This is a genomic window from Corynebacterium axilliensis (assembly GCF_046097495.1).
Lineage (GTDB): Bacteria > Actinomycetota > Actinomycetes > Mycobacteriales > Mycobacteriaceae > Corynebacterium.
Map to the genome: position 1 here is coordinate 2,370,358 of NZ_CP175768.1, position 19,398 is coordinate 2,389,755.

The following is a 19,398-nucleotide window of genomic DNA, read 5'->3' on the forward strand; positions in this document are numbered from 1 at the left end:
TTAAAAACGGCAAATTCCGTTCATAATATTCACGGAGGTTTCTCGTCTCCGTCGAAACTCGTATATCGCATATAAGACAGGAAAATTGCATGTCCACTTCTCTCAGCTCACAGGATCGCCGCAAGCCGGTCCTGTCAGTGAGCAATGTGTGGGTGCAGGGCGTGGCCCTCGTCATGGTCTTTGGCTTCTTAGTCATGGGCTTTTTGGCCTACCGCACCTATACGGCTTCGATGCCGTTGCCCGAAAAAATCGTGTCTCAGTCCACCGGGGAGACCGTCCTGACCAAGGACGAGATTCTCAACGGTCAGGCCCTGTACCAGGCGCGCGGACTCCAGCAGTACGGCTCCGTCATGGGCCACGGCGCCTACCTGGGCCCGGACTACACCGCGGAGTACCTGCGCATGTCCCTGGAGAAGGCGCGTGAGCTTAACGACGCCAACGGGGTCCCCGATTTCGTCGACCCCTCCGCCACCCCAGAAGAGGCCGTAAAGGAGGAGTTCCGCGCCAACCGCTACGACAAGGAGTCGGGCGTCCTGGAGTGGACCGACAACCAGATCGCCGCTTTCGAATCGGCGAAGGAGTACTACGCCGAGTACTTCGGTCCGCTGTCCCACGACAAGGGCCTGCCCTCGGACTTCATTACCGACCAGGATGAGATCAACAACCTGGTCGGCTTCTTTGGGTGGACCGCGTGGGCGTCGGCAGCCGAGCGCCCCGGCCACGACTACTCCTACACCAACAACTGGCCGGCCGAGCCGCGCGTTGACAACGGTCCGACCGCTGACCTCGTGGTGTGGTCCGTCCTGTCCCTGATTGCCCTCATCGGCGGAACCGGCCTTATCTTTGCCATCTACGGCCGCTGGTCCAAGTCCATTGGCTGGCACGCGGAGGAGGCCCCGAACCTGGATTTCTCGCAGCCGGGCGAGGTAGGGCTGACCAAGTCCCAGAAGGTGGTGGCGTGGTTCGTCCTCGTTATCGCGCTGCTCTTCCTCATTCAAGCGCTGCTCGGCGCCGCCTCGCAGCACTACCGCACCGAGCTCACCGGCTTCTTCGGCATCCCGCTGCAGGAGCTGCTCCCGTACAACGTCTCGCGAACCTGGCACCTGCAGCTGTCCCTGCTGTGGACCGCCGGTGGCCTTCTCGCGGCGGGCATCTTCCTGGCCTCGTTCGTGGGCAAGAAGGAACCGAAGAAGCAGCACTGGCTGGTCTGGTTCCTGCTTGGCGCCATTGCTGTCGTGGTGTTTGGCTCCATGGCCTTCGAGTGGCTGTCCACCATGGGCTACATCAAGGAAGGCACCCTGTTCTCCCAGCAGTGGGAGTTCCTGGACCTGCCGCGCTTCTTCCAGATTCTGCTCACTGTGGGCATGTTCGTGTGGATTGGCATCATCTTCCGCCAGCTGCGCGGCCGCCTCAAGACTGAGCACAAGTCCAACATGCCGTGGCTGTTCTTCTACGCCGGTCTGGCCATCCCGGCGTTCTACGCCGTGGGCAACCTGGCGGGCTCGGAGACCCACATCTCCGTCGCCGAGTTCTGGCGCTTCTGGGTGGTCCACCTGTGGGTCGAGGACTTCCTCGAGCTGTTTACCACCGTCATGGTGGCCTACGTCTTCGTGCTGCTCGGCGTCATCCGAGAGAAGATCGCCTTGGGCATCATCTTCCTCGACATCATCCTGTACTCCACCGGTGGCGTGCTGGGCACCATGCACCACCTGTACTTCTCCGGCACCCCGGTGGAGCACATGGCGCTGGGTGCGTTCTTCTCCGCTGCTGAGGTGGTCCCGCTGACCCTGCTCACCGTGGAGGCGTGGACCTTCATGCAGCTGGGCTCGCGCCAGCGTGCCTCCGGCGAGCGCCCGTTCCCGCACCGCTGGGCCGTCATGTTCCTCGTGGCCGTGGGCTTCTGGAACTTCCTGGGCGCCGGTATCTTCGGCTTCCTAGTGAACCTGCCCATCGTCTCCTACTACGAAATTGGTACCGCCCTCACCGCGAACCACGCGCACGGCGCCATGATGGGCGTCTACGGCTTCCTGGCTGTGGGCCTGTCCGTCTTTGCTCTGCGCTACCTGACCCCGAAGGCGCGCTGGTCCGAGAAGGGCATGGCCTGGGCCTTCTGGCTGCAGAACATCGGCCTCCTGTGGATGGTTGTCATCTCCCTGCTGCCGCTGGGCATCATGCAGCTCTACGAGTCCGTGGCCTCCGGCTACGTCGAGGCTCGCTCCCTGGGCTACATCACCGAGCCGGGCAACTTCATCATGGAGTGGCTGCGCATGCCTGGCGACGTCATGTTCCTCGCCGGCATCATCCCGTTCCTCTGGGCGGCGGTGAAGGGCGTGCTCTACAACAAGGAAATCCCCACGGTGGACGAGCACCCGAAGGATCCGCTGTTTAGCATCATCGAGCCGGACGACGACGACCATGCGGGCGAAATCCCGGTCAACGCGACGTCGGGAGTCGGCCTGGTGTCCGGAGGCAAGGGCCGCGTCGATGACCGCACCTCCGGCAAGGCAGGCCGCCGCTACGGCTACCTGGATGAGCGCGGCGCGTTCATCGAGACCGAGGCCCCCGAAGCCGGCCGCGGCGACTCGGCGGCCTCCGGCCCGCAGGACCCGACCTTCGACTCGCGCACCAAGTGGGGCGGCACCTACGGCTCGGATTCTCGGAAGGACGAGAAGTAACTCATGGATGCACCAGGTCTTTTCACCTTGCTGGCGGTGTGCTACGGCTTATTCCTGCTGGTGGTGGCGTGGGGATTCGACGCCATGGCCAAGCAGACCGCCAACCGCACCATGGCGAACCAGGCGGGTACGTTCCGCTACCTGGAAGAGCACGACGCGTGGCAGTGCCCCGAGGACCAGTGGCTCTGGCCCTCGAGCTTTGACCCCGACAACCGGGTGATGCGCTACCGGGCCAATCCCACCGTCTGCAATTCCTGTCCGGTGAAACAGACCTGCACGGTCTCGCACCATGGACGCGAAGTCACCCGCCAGCTGGATCCGTGGCCGCACTCCGACTCGGGGCGCTTCCACCGCGGCATCGCCTTGGCCGTGGCGGCGATGGGCTACCTGTTGCCGCTCGCGTCCCTGATCACGAATCACTCGCTGTCAGAGGTGCTCATCACCCTCGCGGCCATTGCGGTCATCACGGGCTTGGGCGTCATCCCGCTGGGGCGCCACCTGTGGAATACCCCCTCCAACGCGCCGAAGATTGTGGTGCCGGAGATGGACAATCGCGAGGCCGAGCTGGCCGCGCAGATTGACCGCTACGGCTCCAAGTACGGCAAGGCGCGCTACGCCTCGGATCGCCGCACCGCCAACGCAGAACCACACCGTTAAAGGAAGTCTCCCACATGTCAGCATTCGTCTTTTGGCCGATCGTCATCGGTATCATTGTCGCGCTCATTGGCGTGTTCTTGATGTACTCGCTGAAGGTCATCAAGCAATACGAGCGCGGAGTGACGTTCCGGTTTGGCCACCTGCGGCCCATCATGGAGCCGGGGCTGCACTTCTTGTGGCCGGGCGTGGACAAGCTGGAGCGCGTCGATCAGCGCGTGGTGACGCTGACCATCCCGCCGCAGGAAATCATCACCAAGGACAACGTCTCCGTGCGCGTCAACGCCGTGGTGATGTTCGAGGTTACCGATGCCCGCAAGGCCGTCCTCGAGGTCGAAAACTACGCGGTGGCCACCTCGCAGATTGCGCAGACCACCTTGCGTACCCTCCTGGGCCGCGCCAACCTCGATGACCTCCTTGCCCACCGCGAGGAGCTCAACACCGACTTGGCCACGATCATCAATGGCCAAACCGAGCGGTGGGGAGTGGTCACGCGCATCGTGGAGATCAAGGACGTGGAGATTCCCGAGATGATGCAGCGCGCACTCGCGCGTGAGGCCGAGGCCGAGCGTGAACGCCGCGCCAAGGTCATCTCCGCCCACGGCGAGCTCCAGTCCTCCCGCGAGCTTCGCGAGGCCGCCGAGGAGCTCGGCAAGGCGCCGGCCGCCCTCCAGCTGCGCTACCTGCAGACGGTGCTGGAGCTCGGCGCGGACCAGAACTCTACTGTGGTCTTCCCGCTGCCCATCGACATCATGGGCGGTTTCATGGACAACCTCGGCACGTTCTCCAAGGGGTTCAAGGACTTCAACGAGAACATGTCCCGGCTAGCCGGGAAGCCTTCGGACACGGATAGCTAACGCGCAGGTTAAGAAAGGGGATCACTTCGTGTGGTCCCCTTTTTTTTCTGCGTCGCCAGCTAGTCTCGGTGAAAAGTTCACTTTAAGAAAGGAACCGGCCGCTATGCTGACCGCACTCTTCGGACTCCTCCCGCTTGCCGTCCTGGCAGTTCTCACGTGGGCTGTAGGACAACGCGTATCCACTGGCCCCCGCGCCCCGTGGGTGGGATTTATTGCAGGTCTCGTAGTTGCGGGTCTGCTCTTCTTGCTTCCAGATTCGGATAGTAGCGCTTGGATTGCCACTGTTGCATCGGCCATCATCGTCGCCGCCGTCGTCGCCACCGCGCGCGGCTGGGCGGCTGCGTTCCTGGAGGCAACAGCTCTTGCATCGGTCGTGGTGGTAGCGTGCATCGGCTACGCCCTGGCGCCGGGCGGCGATGGCTCGGGCCTCGATGCGGTGGGAGTCGTCCTGTTCTGGGGGACCATCTTCCTTCCCGGCGCACTTGTCGGGGCGATAGTCCACGCGGTGCGTCACACGTCGATGGGCTCGCCCAGCGCGGGGCGCCGATAGCCGGTGACGCCTGCGCTGTGGAGCATCCCATCGGTGACGCGCTTGCCAGCGTCGGAAAGCACAGCATCATGAATCGGCACCGTCAGCCGCGCACCGATGCGCATGGCGTAGTCCGCGGCGTCGGCGCCACGCACCCACGGCCCAGCGATGGGCAGCAAGAGTACGTCTACTCCCTTGGCATCAACCCACTGGTCGCCCGGGTGGAGCACCCCGCCGAAGAGGTAGCCTAGGTTCTCCGGGCGCGGGATGTTGGGGTGGATCTCCTCGTGGAGGCCGCCCAGAGCCTGAATCTCAAGGCCTAGAACCGTAAACTTCTCACCCGCATGCACGGCGTTGCCGGAGCCGACGGCGTCGATAGCCTCCTGCGTTCCCCACACCGGCAGGCCTGTGTCGCGCACGGCCTCGACGTCGAGGTGATCGGCATGCGCGTGAGTCAGCAGCACCGCGCCGGCGCCCTTGAGGCAGCTTAAGTCGGAGAAGGGGCCCGGGTCGATGACGATGCGGCCCTCAGGCGCCTCGACGGCGACGGTGGATTGTCCATGCAGCGAAATCTTCATGCTTCCCACGCTAGCGCTTTTTTCACCAGCTCTAAGGCGGCGACCAGTTCGACGTCGCTTAAGTGGCCGAAGCCCAAGACCACGCCCTCCTCGGCGGTGGTGCCTCCCCAGTAGTCGCTGAGCGGGGTGAGCGTGAGCCCGAGGGCCGCGGCGCGCTCTACCACGGCGTTATCGCACAGCAACACCGCGTGGAGGCCGCCGTGGATGGGCAGGAGGGTGGCGGGGGAATCCGCCAGCGCCTCGCGGACGAGGTCGCGGCGCCGCTTATAGGCGCGGCGCATCCTGCCCGTATGGCGCCGCAAAGCGCCGCTGGCCAGGTAATTCGCCAGCGCCGCCTGGGGGATGGCGCCGACCGGCTGGCCAAAGACCTCGCGCACCTGATCCACGCTCGCGCGCAGTTCCGGCGGCACGACGAGGTAGCCGCAGGCAATCGACGGCGAAATCACCGAGGAAAACGTACCCAACAGCACCGTATGCTCCGGGGCGAGCGCCGCTAGCGCCGGAAGCGGCTGGCCCACATACCGCAGCTCGGAGTCAAAGTCGTCTTCGACGATGAGCACATTGTTCGCCCGTGCCCACTCCACGAGCTCGCCGCGCCGTGCGGCCGGCAAGGAACCGCCGTAGGGGTGCTGGTGGGAGGGGGTGACGATGAGAACGTCGAGGTCCACGGTGGGGACGGTGACGCCTTCGGCGTCCGTGGGGACGTCGACAAGCACGTGGCCCAAGGCCTGGGGCACGCGGCGCAGGCTGGGGTAGCCCGGCGATTCCACCCCCACCCTGAGGGTGCCGCCCAGCGCGTGCAGCAGCACCGACAGTCCGTCGCGTGCCCCGGCGGTCACCACCACGTAGGCCGGATCGACCGTGAGCCCGCGCATGTGGCGCAGGTGCGCGGCGACCTCCCGCGGCAGGTCGCCCGAGGGGTCCACCGCGGCCTTGCGCCACGCCGCCCTCCATTCGGGGGTGAGGATGCCGGCGGTGTCCGGCAACCCCGGCGTGAGCTCCACGCGGGGCGGGGCCGGCTGTGGCGCGGGCGCCGGGTGGGGCTGCGGCGCGCGGGCGTGGGGCAGGTGCGGGTTGATGACCGTACCCGACCCCACCGCCGCGGTGAGGTAGCCCTCCGCGGTGAGCTGCTCGTAGGCAGTAACCACGCTGCCTCGGGAAATGCCTAAATCTCGCGCCAGGGTGCGCGTGGACGGAACCTGCTCGCCCGGCAGCAGAATCCCGGCGGCCACTTGGGTGCGGAGAGCTTCGGCAATCTGCACCGGTAGCGCGCGCGTATCAGATGGGTCGAGGGGTAAAGACACAGACCCATCTTAAGTGGTCTAATCCAACACCCGGAAAATGGCTCTTGTCTTGGACCACTTTTTGGGGCCATGATGTGAGCTATGACTGATAAGAAGAATGAACAAGGACGCGCCACTACGCGCGTCAAGCGTGGACTGGCCGATATGCTCAAGGGCGGCGTCATCATGGACGTTGTGACCCCGGAGCAGGCACGGATTGCAGAGGACGCGGGTGCTTCCGCCGTCATGGCGCTGGAGCGCGTGCCGGCCGATATCCGCGCCCAGGGTGGGGTGGCGCGTATGTCCGATCCGGAGCTCATCGAGGGCATTGTTGACGCCGTCTCCATCCCCGTCATGGCTAAGGCGCGCATCGGTCACTTTGTCGAGGCGCAGATCCTGGGCGAGCTGGGTGTGGACTTTATCGACGAGTCCGAGGTGCTCAGCCCGGCCGATTACGTCAACCACATCAATAAATGGGACTTCGACGTGCCGTTCGTGTGCGGTGCGACGAATCTGGGCGAGGCGCTGCGCCGCATTACCGAGGGGGCGGCCATGATCCGTTCCAAGGGCGAGGCCGGTACTGGCGACGTCTCCGAGGCTGTCAAGCACCTGCGCACCATTAAGGCCGAAATCGCGCGCCTGCGTCACCTGGATCGAGACGAGCTTTATGTCGCGGCCAAGGAGCTGCAGGCGCCGTACGACCTCGTGGCGGAGGTAGCGGAGACCGGAAAGCTGCCGGTCGTGCTGTTCGTTGCCGGTGGCGTGGCCACGCCTGCCGACGCCGCCTTGGTCCGCCAGATGGGCGCCGAAGGCGTGTTCGTTGGCTCCGGCATCTTCAAGTCCGGCGAGCCCGCCAAGCGTGCGGAGGCCATAGTGAAGGCGGCGACCCTCTACGACCAGCCGGCCGAGCTGGCGAAGATCTCCCGCGGCCTGGGTGAAGCCATGGTGGGCATCAACGTCAACGACGTCCCCGCGCCGCACCGCCTGGCTGAGCGCGGATGGTAGCCACGGTCGGCGTCCTGGCGCTGCAGGGAGGCGTCGAGGAGCACCTGCGCATCCTCGACGAGCTCGGCGTCGCCACGCGCCGGGTGCGCCTGCCCCAGGACCTCGACGGCCTGGATGGGCTCATCCTGCCCGGCGGCGAGTCCAGTGCGATTGACAAGCTCGCCCGGGCTTTTGGCGTGGCGGAGCCGCTGCGGCAGACGCAGCTGCCGGTCTTCGCCACCTGCGCGGGGCTCATCTACAGTGCCCGCGAGCTGGAGAACCCTGCGCCGGGGCAGCAGACGCTGGGGCTTGTCGACGTCACCGTGCGCCGCAACGCCTTTGGCAACCAGCGCTTCTCCGAGGAGCGCACCGTGCCCGTCGCGATGGGGGAGGGCACGCTCGAGGTGGAGGCAAGTTTTATCCGCGCGCCCATCGTCACCCGCGTGGGCGATGGGGTGGAGGTGATCGCCACGGTCGCTGGCGCGGACGGCGATGTGGTGGTGGGCGTGCGCCAGGGAGGCGTTACCGCCTTGAGCTTCCATCCGGAAGAAAACGGCGATTCACGCCTGCATGCCGCGTGGGTAGAAAGTTTATCAGCGCCGGGGAGTGGTCTGGGATACATTAAAGGCTAACCGCCTGACAGATCACACCCCGAAAGGCTTGCTGTGAGCACACCCGCCCCCGAAGTCGTCCGCGAAGATATCCGATTCCTCGGCCGGGTGCTCGGCCGGGTTATCGCCCAGCAGGAAGGCGAGGACGTCTTTGACCTTGTCGAAGCTACCCGCCGCATGGCTTTCGACGTCACGCATGGCGACGCCCAGCCGGAGGACCTCGTCGCCATCTTCCGCGACCTCGACATCACCAAGGTCAACCTGGTGGCCCGCGCGTTTAGCTACTTTGCGCTCATCGCCAACCTGGCGGAGGACTTGGACGACGAATCCGTCGAGGCGCCCGTCTCCCTGCGCAAGACCTTTGCCAAGCTCAAGGCCGAGGGTGTGGCTCCCCGCCGACGCCGCCGCCACCGTCCGCGGCGCCCACGTCGCGCCCGTGCTCACCGCGCACCCCACCGAAACCCGCCGCCGCACCGTCTTCGATACCCAAACCCGCATCAAGAACCTGCTCAAGGAGTCCCACCGCGGCGGGGACATGGCGGCGATTGAAAAAGAGATGTACCTGCGCATGACGCTGCTGTGGCAGACCGCGCTCATCCGCATCGCCCGCCCCACCTTGGAGGACGAGGTGGACGTGGGCCTGCGCTACTACAAACTCTCCCTTTTAGAACAGGTTCCCGCTCTCAACCGCGCCGTGCGCCACGCCATGCGCGAGACCTTCGGCCAGCAACTTCCCGATACCCCAGTAGTCCGCCCCGGCTCCTGGATCGGCGGCGACCACGACGGAAACCCCTACGTCACCGAGCACACACTTACCTACGCCACCCGCAAGGCCGCCCTAACCGTGCTGCGCTATTACGAGGAACAGCTCGCAGAGCTGGAGCGCGAGCTCTCGCTGTCCGATCGCTACTCTTCCAGTTCCAAGGAGCTGGGCGCGCTGGCCGACGCCTCCGGGAACACCGAAAAGTCCCGCGTCGACGAGCCCTACCGCCGCGCCATCTACGGCATCCGGCACCGCGTGAAGGAGACGCTCAAGGTGGTGAAGGGGGAGACGTCGGCAAGCGCGTATGCGTCGCCGGACGAGCTCAAGCGGGACCTGGACGTCATCGACCGCTCGCTGCGCCAATTCAATGATGACATCATCGCCGATGACCGCTTGGCGCGGTTGCGCTCCGCCGTGACGACGTTCGGGTTCCACCTGTATTCGCTGGACATGCGCCAGAATTCTGAGTCCTTCGAGAACGTACTCACCGAGATTTTCGCGGAGGCCAGCATCGCCGAGGAGTACCGCGCGCTGGGTGAGGACGACAAGGTTGCGCTGCTGGTGAAGGAACTGCAGACCAACCGCCCACTGCTCTTCCCGGATGCGGAATTCAGCGAGGATACCGCCAAGGAGCTCGGCATCTTCCGGGCGGCGGCACGGGCGGTGCGGGACCTGGGGCCGGAATCGGTCTCGCACTGCATCATCTCCATGACCGGTACCGTCTCCGACATTCTCGAACCGATGGTGCTGCTCAAGGAAGTGGGGTTGAAGCAGGTGGATGTGGTGCCGCTGTTTGAGACCATCGAGGACTTGCAGGCTGGCGCGGGGATCCTGGAGAAACTGTGGGCGGTGCCGGTCTACCGCGAGCACCTGCGCTCGCGCGGCGATATCCAGGAGGTCATGCTGGGCTACTCCGATTCCAACAAGGACGGCGGCTACCTGCAGGCGAACTGGGCGCTCTACGACGCCGAACTGGAGCTCGTGGAGCTGTGCGCGCGTCACGGCGTGGAGCTGCGTTTGGCGCATGGCCGCGGTGGCGCGGTTGGTCGCGGCGGCGGCCCAACCTATGACGCGATTTTGGCCCAGCCAAAGGGCGCGGTGGCGGGAGCAGTGCGCATCACCGAGCAGGGCGAGGTCATCTCCGCGAAGTACGGTGCCCCAGAGACCGCGCGCCGCCACCTGGAGGCCTTCGTCTCCGGTGCCCTAGAGGCTTCACTTCTCGATACTGAGCCCATTGCGAACCCGGAGCGCGCCTACGAGATCATGCGCGAGCTGGCAGCTTTAAGTGGCGCGGCGTACCGCCAGCTTGTCGACGACCCCGGCTTCATCTCCTACTTCACCCAGTCCACGCCCCTGCACGAGATCGGTGAGCTTAATCTGGGCTCACGTCCGACCTCCCGCAAGCAGACCACCGCGATTACGGACTTGCGCGCGATTCCGTGGGTGCTGTCGTGGTCGCAGTCCCGCACGAACATCCCCGGTTGGTTCGGCGTGGGCAGCGCGGTGACCAGCTGGGTGAACGCGGCATCTGGCGAAGAGTCTGCGGAGGGGCGCTGGGAGGAACTTAGCGAGCTCTACCGCACCTGGCCCTTCTTCCGCTCCGTGTTCGCCAACATGGCCCAGGTCATGGCGAAGGCGGAGATGCCGCTCGCGCGTCTGTACGCCAACCTCGTCGATGACAGGGAGACCGCCGAGCGTATCTTTACCCTCATCTCCGAGGAATTCGAGCGCACCCGAAAGGTCTACCTGAAGGTCACCGGCAACGCGGATCTGGTCAGCGAAAACCAGCGCCAAGCGCGCTCACTCAAGCGCCGCTACCCGTACCTGCTGCCACTCAATGCCGTCCAGCTGGAGCTGCTGCGCCGCTACCGCCAGGGCGACGATCAGTTCCTGGTGTCCAAGACCATCCAGGTCACGATGAACGGCCTGGCCACCGCGCTGCGCAACGCAGGTTAAGGCAGGCACACCGAAGCCCCCGTCAGGAGAAGCTCTCCTGCGGGGTTTCGGGTTGGCGATTAGTTGAAGGGGCTGGTGAAGACCGGGGAGGCGGCGTAAGGCGGAATCCATGCCACCCGCCCACCGATGCGGTCCATCCTGCCGCGCGAAGGCGGCGCATCGGGGTCATCGTCGTTGACGCCGTTGTGGTACGGGCACAGCGGCACCAGGTTGAGGATGTTGGTCGGCCCGCCGCGGGCCCAGGCCACGATGTGGTGAATCTGGCACTTTTCGAAGGGCACCTTGCAACCCTTCCACGCGCAGCAGGGATTCTCCGCGGCCAGCGCCAGGCGCTGCTTGCCGGTAGCAAAGCGCTGGAAGCGGAAGACATCGAGCGGGCCGTGCTCGCGGCTGACCGCCACGATGATGCCCTTGTCCAACATCGCGCGCTCCACGAGCTGCGAGCCGGTCATCGTCGCACCATCGGTGGTGCGGACGATAAACTCCTCGCCGTCCTTGTCGGTGTTGCCCTTGAGCAGCGCGGCATAGTCGTCGACCTGCAGGACCGCCATCGCTGTCACCTCGGTCTTGACGCCGCCACCGTCGACGTTCTCCAGGAAACTCGCGCCGGGGCGTTCCTGGTCGATGCCCTTGAAGACGTCGGTAAGCTCCCGCGAATCCGCCGTCACGGTGAGTGTGGCCAGACCGTTGTCGTGCTGGGTGAGCTTGGCGCGCTCGGCATAGGTGCGGGGCTTGCGCATCTCACGCAGGCGCTTGCGGGCGACGTTCTCCACCAGCTCCGCGCTGGTCTGGCACAGCTCCACGCGCAGGTCCCAGGCCTTATTGTGGTCCCGGACCTTGGCCACGAAGGCTTCGATGAGCTGCAGGGTGACCAAGCCGTGGCCACGGGTGCGGGCGGCGTCGACGGCGGTGCGCTGCTTGCGGGTGGAGTGGGTGTGCCCGAAGTAGGTGTGGTGAAGGGAGAGGAGCTGGGTGGCGTCGGCAGGCGCGGCGCCAAAGGCCACGAGGTCGGCTTCAGACAGGCCCGCGCACTCGGCCACCAGGTCAATGGCCCGGCCGAGTGCGGCGAAGAATGTCTGTAATCTCATACCCCGGAGCCTAAAAGCGCCCTATCCGACGGACAAGGGCCCGATACAGCCCGCCGGGAAATCTGTGGATAACTAGCCCCGACTCAGGCCCCGGCGAGGCCGCGGCGCTTAAGCAGCGGGGCGAGGTCCTTATCGCGGCCGCGGAACTCGCGGTAGGCCTCGGTGAAGTCGCGGGATGCGCCCTTGGACAGGATGACCTCGCGGAACTTCTCGCCGGCGGCGCGCAGGTCCGACTGGTCCTTGAACCACTCGAAGCCGTCGGCGTCGAGGGCCTCGGCCCACAGGTAGGAGTAGTAGCCCGCGGAGTACCCGCCGGCGAAGATGTGATTGAAGTACGTCGAGCAGTAGCGCGGTGCGATGAGCGGGTTATCCAAGCCAGCAGCGCGCAGGGCTTCGGCCTCGAATTCGGCGACGGCCTCCGGAGTGGCCTCGAGTTCTGCAGCCTCGGCGGCGCTGAGCGAATGCCACGCCAGGTCGATGATCGATGCTCCCAAGTACTCCGAAGTGGCGAAACCCTGGCCGAACTCGGAGGCGGCGGTGATGGCGTCGAGAAGCTCGTCCGGGATGGGCTCGCCGGTCTCCACGTGCCGCGCGTACTCCTTGACCAAGCTCCTATCGAGCGCCCAGTTCTCGTTGATCTGCGAGGGGAATTCCACCCAGTCGCGGGGGACGTTGGTACCGGCGAAGGTGGGGTAGTAGACGTCGGAAAGCAGGCCGTGCAGGGCGTGGCCGAACTCGTGGAAGACGGTGCGAACCTCGTCCATGCTCAGCAGCGGCTGCGAACCGTCGGCGGGCTTGGTGATACCCATGACGTTGACGATGACCGGCTTGCGTTCCAACAGGCGCGACTGTCCCACGAACTCGCTCATCCACGCGCCGCCGCGCTTGGTGGGGCGCCCGAAGTAGTCGGTGAGCAGAAGACCGATTCCCATATCCCCGTGATTGACGTCTCCGTCAATCACCTCCCAGACGCGGACCCCCTCCGCATAGCCCTCCAGATCATCGCGTGGGGTGACGGTGATGCCGTAGAGGCGCTCAGCAGAAGCGAACACGCCCTTTTCCAGGACCTGGTCGAGGGGGAAGTATTTGCGCAGCTCGGCCTCGTCGAGGGAGAAGTCGCGTGCGCGGACCTTGGACTCCCAGTAGGGCCAGTCGGCGGCGGTGAATCCTTGGCCGTTGAGGTCGGCCTCTTCGGCGAGGAGCTTCTGCTCGCCGGCGGCGTTGGCTGCGGCGGCGGGGGCGAGGTCGAAGAGCATGGCCCGGGCGGCGTCGGCAGTCGCGGCGGTTTCTTCGGCGATGACGTAGTCGGCATGCGTGGCGTATCCCAAGAGCTCAGCGCGCTCGGCGCGGAGTTGTACGGCCTCGATCAGCCCCGGGATGTTGTTCTCGGAGCCTCTGCTTGCCGACGCCTCATACAACCGCCCCCGCGCCTCCTCCCGCGCCAGGCGGCTGAGCTCCGACTGCACGGTCGGCAGCTCCAGGGGGAGGACATAGCCCTCGCGGCCTAGTGCTTCGGCATCGGCCTTGGCGGAGGCAATACGTTCGGCAGGCAAGCCTTCGAGTTCCTCCTCGGTGAAGGAGACCGCGCGCTCGCGGGTCGACGCCATGAGGTTGCGGCCGAATTCCTCCGAGAGCGCGGACAGGCGCTGGTTGATCTCGGATAGGCGGGCCTTGCCGGCCGCGTCCAGGTCGGCGCCCTTGCGCGCGAAGGTGCGCAGGAGGTGGTCGTGGAGGCGCTGGCCTTCCGCGTCGTCGGCAGGCGGCGTGGCCTCCTTGAGCCGCGCGTAGAGCACCTCGTTCTGGTACATCGCGTCCATGTGCGCGGCCAGGCGCGGGTAGATGTCGGCGGCGATGTCCTCCATCTCGGCGGTAACGTCGGTGCCGGAGAGGTTGCCGAAGACCGCCATGACGCGGTCGAGGTCCTGGCCGGAACGCTCGAGCGCCACGACGGTGTTTTCCCACGTGGGGTCGGCGGGGTTATCGGTGATGGCGGCGATCTCGGCGTCGTGAAGCGCGAGTGCTTCGTCGAAGGCGGGGCGGTAGTGCTCGACCTTGATGTCCGCAAAGGGCGGGAGCTGGTAGGGCAGCGTGGAGGGAGTCAGCAGTGGGTTAGTCATAAGAAACTACCGTACCTATGCCTCCTGCTCTATGTGATGGCATTCACTAGTTTCTTCTGTCGTGGCGTGTGGATGAGGATGGCATCGAGAACCAGGAACGCCGCCAAGGTGATTCCTAAGAGCGGCAGGAAGACGCCCACGGTGGCTGCAAACAGCGCGCCCAACCCTGTGGTGGCCCAGCTGAAGTGGGCAGTCGGGAGGAAGCGCGGGCGACGTTTCCACCACATGTAATAGCCCAGCACCACGAGGGCGGCGGTGGCGAGGCCCAGGGCGAGCAGCGCGATCTGCAGTGGCAGCCCGAACATGATTCCCATGTGGAGGTAGATGCCCCAGCTGCTGAGCTTGCTAAACAGCGGCAGGCTGGAGAAGGGCTGGCGGTCGATGACCTCTCCGGTGGCGCCGTCTACGGAGACCGCGTCGGAGGTGGTGCGCCATTCCACCCACCGTTCGCTGACCTGCCAGGCGGAGTGGGCGTCTTCCGGCGGGTACAGGCGCAGCGGTCCGGTCAGCCCTTCGGCGCGGCCGGTGGCGAGGACGCGCTCGGCGTCGGCAGCAACGCTCGCGCTTGACGACGCCCCTCCAACCCCATGTCCTGCATGTCCTTCATGCCCGGTGTGCTCATGTGTTTCAGCGGTGGTGCCGTGCAGAGCGGTGTTAATGGGGGTGGCCTTCCAGTTCATGCGTTCTACCAGTGAGTCGACGTTATTGCCGGCCAGACCTGACCAGGTAATACCGGTGGCAGACAGGCCAAGCAGACCGATGAAGATCCAGGCGCCAATAGTGGAGTGTAGGCGGGTGGCCTTCCAGCGGGCAGAGCGCTTAGGCTGCTGTTGCGCGGCGTTCGCGGTTGCTTTGTTCTTCGGGCGGCGGCGAATCCACCACATGTAGAGGCCACCGCAGGCCATGACCCACAGCCAGGAGGCGGCCAGCTCCGAGTAGAGCTCGCCGGGCTTGCCCAGGTGGAAGCTTTCGTGCAGGGAGGAAATCCAGCGTCGCAGCGGCATCTCGCCTATGCCGGAGTAGGTGGGGTAGTCCCCGATGACCTTGGCGGTTGCGGGGTCGATGAAGACGGTGTGCTGCAGGCTCTCGTCGATGCCTGGGTCAGCGACGATGACGCGCGTGGAATCTGTCGGTGTCGTGGCCGGCCACACCTGAGTGACCGGCATGTCTGGGTGCTCGTGTTGCGCGGCTTGGATTTGTTCCTCCAAGCTCAGTGGCTTCTCCACGGTAGGCACCGTCAATACGTCGTGGTAGACAACTTTCTCCAGGGAGGGTGCCACGGCATAAAGACAGCCGGTCAGGGCCGCGATGAGAATGAAGGGGCCGACGAACATGCCGCCGTAGAAGTGGATGCGCTGAATAAACGATTGCAGAGCCGTCCGACTCATAGGTAGTGCTCTTTCGGGGTCTATCGATTAGGGCCCCTGCTGAACGTTCGCGGGGCGTTCAGGAGGGGCGATGGACAGGTGCTGATATCAACTGCACTAGTAGTCGGAGGCGATGGTTTCTCGGTTCCCAAGTATTGAAAAACTTTTTAACTAACTGGGGTCCTCGGTGTGAAAAGGATGAAAACCCCGCGAAATAAGGCGCGAGAAGCAAGAAACAGTCAAGAAAAAGTCTTCGCATCTCAACGGGTAAAAATAGCGTCGCGGAGTGCTGTTTAAGGCCTGTTTGCGATTAATGAAGCAAGAAAGCGATTCTTATTCGCTCCAGAACGGAACATAACGCAATGAGCGCGGGCCGACGTAGGGGTGGATGAGTCCTTTCATCGGTGGTGGAAGAGATTTCGGCGTTGTGGCGGGGTAACGTCTCGTCAGCGCCCGATGGTCGTGCACGATGCTGATCTCGGTCTCTGTGTAGGGAGCAAGTTGAGCAATGGCGAAGTGCGGAGTAATCGGTCAGTGGACGTCAAAACTGACAAGCCAATCGGCATGGGAGCTCTTGTCTGAGAGAGTTCTGTAGTGGGTTGAACTGTATCCTAGGGGAGTTAAGACGTTAGCGACCGAATTCTACCCAAAGAGGCGTAAATGGAGCTTTTGAACAACACGACTCGGCTGTGGGGCGATGATCTCAAAAATGAGCTGACAGCTGGTTCGAAGCTCAGGATAGCCGCAGCTACGTTTTCTATTTATGCTTTTGAGGCACTTCAGCAAGAGCTGCAAGGCATTGAAGCTTTGGAATTCATCTTCACCTCGGACTCCTTCCTGAAGCAGGCGTCTCACGGCAAGGGAAAACAGCGCCGCCAGTTCTTTATTCCAGAGCCGAGTTCGCAGTCCAAGATTGCCGGCACCGAGTTTGAGATCAAGCTGCGTAATAAGCTTACGCAGAAGGCCATCGCGCGGGAGTGCGCGGAATGGATTCGTGAAAAAGTCACCTTTCGAGCGCGAGCAACGCAGAGCGAAATGCAGAGTTTCGCAGCCGTGGACAACCGGCTTACCTATATTCCAATCGGAGGTTTTACCACCACAGACTTGGGCTATGAACGTGGATCTGCCGTGTCAAACATCGTTATGAAGCAGGATGGATCCAGTGCAACGGAGGAATTACTGAGTATCTTCGAACAGACCTGGAATAATCCGGAGCTGCTCAAAGACGTCACCGACGAGATACTGGAGCAGATCGCTACTGTCTACGCCGAGAATTCCCCGGCCAGGATCTACTTCTTCACCTTGTACAACCTCTTTGCCGACTATCTAGAGGACATCAGCGAGGATGTCCTGCCGAACGATAGAACCGGCTACCAGGAGACTAAAATTTGGAAGTCTCTTTATAACTTCCAACGGGACGCTGCGACGGGCATTATTAACAAGCTGGAGACTTTCAACGGCTGCATTCTCGCGGACAGCGTGGGATTGGGCAAGACCTTCACAGCCTTGGCTGTCATCAAGTATTACGAACTGCGCAATAAATCAGTGCTGGTGCTGTGCCCGAAGAAGCTGGCAGAAAACTGGACAAACTACAACTCCCGTTACCGCACCAACGAGTTCAAAGAAGACCGCTTTAACTACGATGTCCTGGCTCATACCGACCTTTCTCGGGATAAGGGAACCACTATTGGCGGTATCGATTTGTCGTTGCTGGAATGGGGGAACTACGACCTCGTTGTCATCGACGAATCTCACAATTTCCGTAACGCCGATTACGCGGAGGAAAAAGAATCTCGCTATCAAAAGCTGCTCAACCGAGTCATTAGGGACGGCGTTAAAACGAAAGTCTTGATGTTGTCTGCCACACCGGTCAACAATCGCTTCAACGACCTGCGAAATCAATTGCAGCTAGCCTATGAAGGTGATTCCGAGGCCCTTTCGGGAAGCCTCAAGATCAGTGGTTCCGTAGAGGACGTGTTCCGCGATGCCCAGCGAGTTTTCAATGAGTGGTCAAAACTGCCCGTTGAGGAACGTACGACGCAACGCATATTGTCGATGTTGGACTTCGACTTCTTCGAGCTACTCGATTCTGTGACTATTGCGCGTTCTCGGCGTCATATTCAGAAGTATTACGACACCTCCGCCATCGGTGCATTCCCGGAGCGAAAGCTGCCGATTTCAATCCGGGAGGATTTGACGGACCTTCCAGGGGCACTTACCTTCAACGAGATCTTTGAACAGCTTCAGGTCCTCAAGCTGGCGGTTTATACACCGTTGAACTATGTGTTTGAGAGCCGCAAGTCCAAATATGAGGACCTTTACAACCTTACGTCTGTGGAGGGTAACTCCCAGATTGGTCAAGCTGGCCGTGAGCAGGGCCTTCAGAAATTGATGACTGTTAACCTGCTTAAGCGTCTGGAGAGCTCCATTTATGCCTTCACAAAAACTCTGACGAAGCTGCTTGACTCGGTGGAGGAGTTGTTGCGCAAGTTAGCTGGAAGCGGGTCGACGCTCAGCGGCTTGCTCGATGAGTTCACGACTGACAAAATCGATGAGACAGACCTAGACTTGAGCGATTCTGAGTCTGCCAGCATTGAATCGCTCCAATTCGGAGAAAAGATCTCCATTGATCTTGAGGATCTCGATATCGAGCGCTGGCAGGCTGACCTGTGGCACGACCGCGAGACGCTAAAGGAGCTACTGGACGAGGTACGCAGGATAACGCCTGAGCACGATCTCAAGCTCCAAAAGCTCAAAAAGATGCTATTGGAGAAGGCTAAGGCCCCCTTCAATCCCGGCAACAAGAAGTCCTTGGTGTTTTCCGCCTTCGCTGATACCGCTGATTATTTGTACCGCGAGCTCAGCCCAGAGTTATTCGCCGCAGGATTGGAGTCAGCGGTCATTACAGGCGGCAACCATGGCGTTGCTAGTTCCTTGGAAAAGGGGTTGAACTTTAACGAGGCTATGACTCTGTTTTCACCGGTCTCGAAGAAGCGCGATGAAGCAATGCCCGGCGATGAACGCGAACTCGACGTCCTTATCGGTACAGACGTCATCAGTGAAGGCCAGAACCTGCAAGACTGTGACTACTTGGTTAACTATGACATCCACTGGAATCCGGTCCGTATCATTCAGCGTTTCGGGCGCATCGACCGTATCGGATCTACGAACGCGACTATCCAGTTGGTGAACTTCTGGCCGAACTTGACACTTGACGAGTACATCAATTTGAAGGAACGCGTCGAAAATCGCATGGTTATCGCCGACATTGCAGGTACCGCAGACGACAACGTTTTGCGGCGCGAAAACCCGGATGCCCAGTTTCGCCGTGAGCAGCTCAAACGCCTTCAAAATGAAGTGATCGAGCTTGAGGACGTGCGCACCGGAGTCTCGATTACGGATTTGGGTCTCAACGACTTCCGCATGGATCTTCTGAGCTACCTCAAGAGTCATGACGATTTACCGAGCATGCTCAAGGGACTCCACGCCGTCGTTCCTGCAAACGAAGAACTGGGGTTGGTCCCGGGCGTCATTTTCGTGCTGCGCAACATTAAGGCCGATGAAAAAATCATCTATGGAAATCGCCTACATCCGTATTACTTGGTTTACGTAGATGAGGCCGGCACCGTGGTCGCCGATCACAGTGAGGCCAAGCACCTTCTCGATCTCATGCGGGTGGCGTGCCGAGATTTCAGTGCTCCGATTACCTCTGTAGTGTCGACATTCAACGCAGCCACACGCGACGGAATAGTCATGGAAAAATATTCCGAGTTGCTTACCGATGCTATCCGTTCGATGATCGAACTGGACGAAGAAAAAGACATTGACAGCCTGTTTAGCGCTGGTCCCACTACGGCTTTGGAGCAGAAAATTTCTGGAATTGATGACTTTGAGCTCATCGCATTTGTTGCAGTAGTGGCGGAAGGCGGGCAGTAG

Annotated in this window: 12 protein-coding genes and 1 pseudogene; 8 read left to right on the forward strand and 5 right to left on the reverse strand. The window is 62.6% G+C overall.

What is annotated here, in order from left to right; genetic code table 11:
• Positions 1-89: 89 nt before the first annotated feature.
• From ACKFR8_RS11445 to ACKFR8_RS11460, 4 genes are all read left to right on the forward strand, one after another.
• Positions 90-2,675, forward strand: a complete 2,586-nt coding sequence (locus ACKFR8_RS11445; protein ID WP_408930127.1) for a nitric-oxide reductase large subunit — start codon at positions 90-92, stop codon at positions 2,673-2,675.
• A gap of 3 nt (positions 2,676-2,678) precedes the next feature.
• Positions 2,679-3,332 (forward strand): hypothetical protein, encoded by a 654-nt coding sequence (locus ACKFR8_RS11450; protein ID WP_296131628.1) that lies wholly within the window; start codon positions 2,679-2,681, stop codon positions 3,330-3,332.
• A gap of 14 nt (positions 3,333-3,346) precedes the next feature.
• Complete coding sequence (locus ACKFR8_RS11455; RefSeq protein ID WP_408930128.1) at positions 3,347-4,186, forward strand: SPFH domain-containing protein; 840 nt, start codon at positions 3,347-3,349, stop codon at positions 4,184-4,186.
• A gap of 103 nt (positions 4,187-4,289) precedes the next feature.
• The gene (locus tag ACKFR8_RS11460; RefSeq protein WP_408930129.1) at positions 4,290-4,736 is read left to right on the forward strand and encodes a hypothetical protein; all 447 of its coding nucleotides are present in this window, start codon (positions 4,290-4,292) and stop codon (positions 4,734-4,736) included.
• Here ACKFR8_RS11460 and ACKFR8_RS11465 read toward each other — a convergent pair.
• On the reverse strand, positions 4,697-5,293 hold the full coding sequence (locus ACKFR8_RS11465; protein WP_408930130.1) for an MBL fold metallo-hydrolase: 597 nt from the start codon (positions 5,291-5,293) through the stop codon (positions 4,697-4,699). The genes ACKFR8_RS11460 and ACKFR8_RS11465 overlap by 40 nt on opposite strands.
• A complete protein-coding gene (locus tag ACKFR8_RS11470; RefSeq protein WP_408930131.1) occupies positions 5,290-6,597 on the reverse strand; it encodes a MocR-like pyridoxine biosynthesis transcription factor PdxR in 1,308 nt (435 codons plus the stop codon). Before ACKFR8_RS11470 ends, ACKFR8_RS11465 begins: the two co-directional genes overlap by 4 nt.
• 81 nt (positions 6,598-6,678) lie before the next feature.
• Here ACKFR8_RS11470 and pdxS point away from each other — a divergent pair, with 81 nt between their 5' ends.
• The 3 genes and pseudogenes from pdxS to ppc all read left to right on the forward strand — a co-directional run bounded on the left by pdxS (position 6,679) and on the right by ppc (position 10,890).
• The gene (pdxS, locus tag ACKFR8_RS11475; protein WP_408930132.1) at positions 6,679-7,581 is read left to right on the forward strand and encodes a pyridoxal 5'-phosphate synthase lyase subunit PdxS; all 903 of its coding nucleotides are present in this window, start codon (positions 6,679-6,681) and stop codon (positions 7,579-7,581) included.
• Positions 7,575-8,192 (forward strand): pyridoxal 5'-phosphate synthase glutaminase subunit PdxT, encoded by a 618-nt coding sequence (gene pdxT, locus ACKFR8_RS11480; RefSeq protein ID WP_408930133.1) that lies wholly within the window; start codon positions 7,575-7,577, stop codon positions 8,190-8,192. Before pdxS ends, pdxT begins: the two co-directional genes overlap by 7 nt.
• A 33-nt stretch (positions 8,193-8,225) precedes the next feature.
• A pseudogene (gene ppc, locus ACKFR8_RS11485) lies at positions 8,226-10,890 on the forward strand (phosphoenolpyruvate carboxylase).
• Between the two features lie 59 nt (positions 10,891-10,949).
• Here the strand turns inward: ppc and ACKFR8_RS11490 are convergent.
• From ACKFR8_RS11490 to ACKFR8_RS11500, 3 genes are all read right to left on the reverse strand, one after another.
• Complete coding sequence (locus ACKFR8_RS11490; protein ID WP_408930134.1) at positions 10,950-11,978, reverse strand: HNH endonuclease signature motif containing protein; 1,029 nt, start codon at positions 11,976-11,978, stop codon at positions 10,950-10,952.
• A gap of 83 nt (positions 11,979-12,061) precedes the next feature.
• Positions 12,062-14,095, reverse strand: a complete 2,034-nt coding sequence (locus tag ACKFR8_RS11495; RefSeq protein ID WP_408930135.1) for a M3 family metallopeptidase — start codon at positions 14,093-14,095, stop codon at positions 12,062-12,064.
• A 29-nt stretch (positions 14,096-14,124) separates the two neighbouring features.
• The gene (locus tag ACKFR8_RS11500; protein WP_408930136.1) at positions 14,125-15,483 is read right to left on the reverse strand and encodes a PepSY-associated TM helix domain-containing protein; all 1,359 of its coding nucleotides are present in this window, start codon (positions 15,481-15,483) and stop codon (positions 14,125-14,127) included.
• A 639-nt stretch (positions 15,484-16,122) separates the two neighbouring features.
• On the opposite strand from ACKFR8_RS11500, the gene ACKFR8_RS11505 reads away from it, so the two are divergent.
• Complete coding sequence (locus ACKFR8_RS11505; protein WP_408930137.1) at positions 16,123-19,398, forward strand: SNF2-related protein; 3,276 nt, start codon at positions 16,123-16,125, stop codon at positions 19,396-19,398.

Coding starts and splice junctions, on each gene's coding strand:
- ACKFR8_RS11465 (WP_408930130.1), bottom strand. CDS start 5,293: ATGAAGATTTCGCTGCATGGACAATCCACCGTCGCCGTCGAGGCGCCT.
- pdxS (WP_408930132.1), top strand. CDS start 6,679: ATGACTGATAAGAAGAATGAACAAGGACGCGCCACTACGCGCGTCAAG.
- ACKFR8_RS11450 (WP_296131628.1), top strand. CDS start 2,679: ATGGATGCACCAGGTCTTTTCACCTTGCTGGCGGTGTGCTACGGCTTA.
- ACKFR8_RS11460 (WP_408930129.1), top strand. CDS start 4,290: ATGCTGACCGCACTCTTCGGACTCCTCCCGCTTGCCGTCCTGGCAGTT.
- ACKFR8_RS11495 (WP_408930135.1), bottom strand. CDS start 14,095: ATGACTAACCCACTGCTGACTCCCTCCACGCTGCCCTACCAGCTCCCG.
- ACKFR8_RS11505 (WP_408930137.1), top strand. CDS start 16,123: ATGGAGCTTTTGAACAACACGACTCGGCTGTGGGGCGATGATCTCAAA.
- ACKFR8_RS11445 (WP_408930127.1), top strand. CDS start 90: ATGTCCACTTCTCTCAGCTCACAGGATCGCCGCAAGCCGGTCCTGTCA.
- ACKFR8_RS11490 (WP_408930134.1), bottom strand. CDS start 11,978: ATGAGATTACAGACATTCTTCGCCGCACTCGGCCGGGCCATTGACCTG.
- ACKFR8_RS11455 (WP_408930128.1), top strand. CDS start 3,347: ATGTCAGCATTCGTCTTTTGGCCGATCGTCATCGGTATCATTGTCGCG.
- ACKFR8_RS11500 (WP_408930136.1), bottom strand. CDS start 15,483: ATGAGTCGGACGGCTCTGCAATCGTTTATTCAGCGCATCCACTTCTAC.
- pdxT (WP_408930133.1), top strand. CDS start 7,575: ATGGTAGCCACGGTCGGCGTCCTGGCGCTGCAGGGAGGCGTCGAGGAG.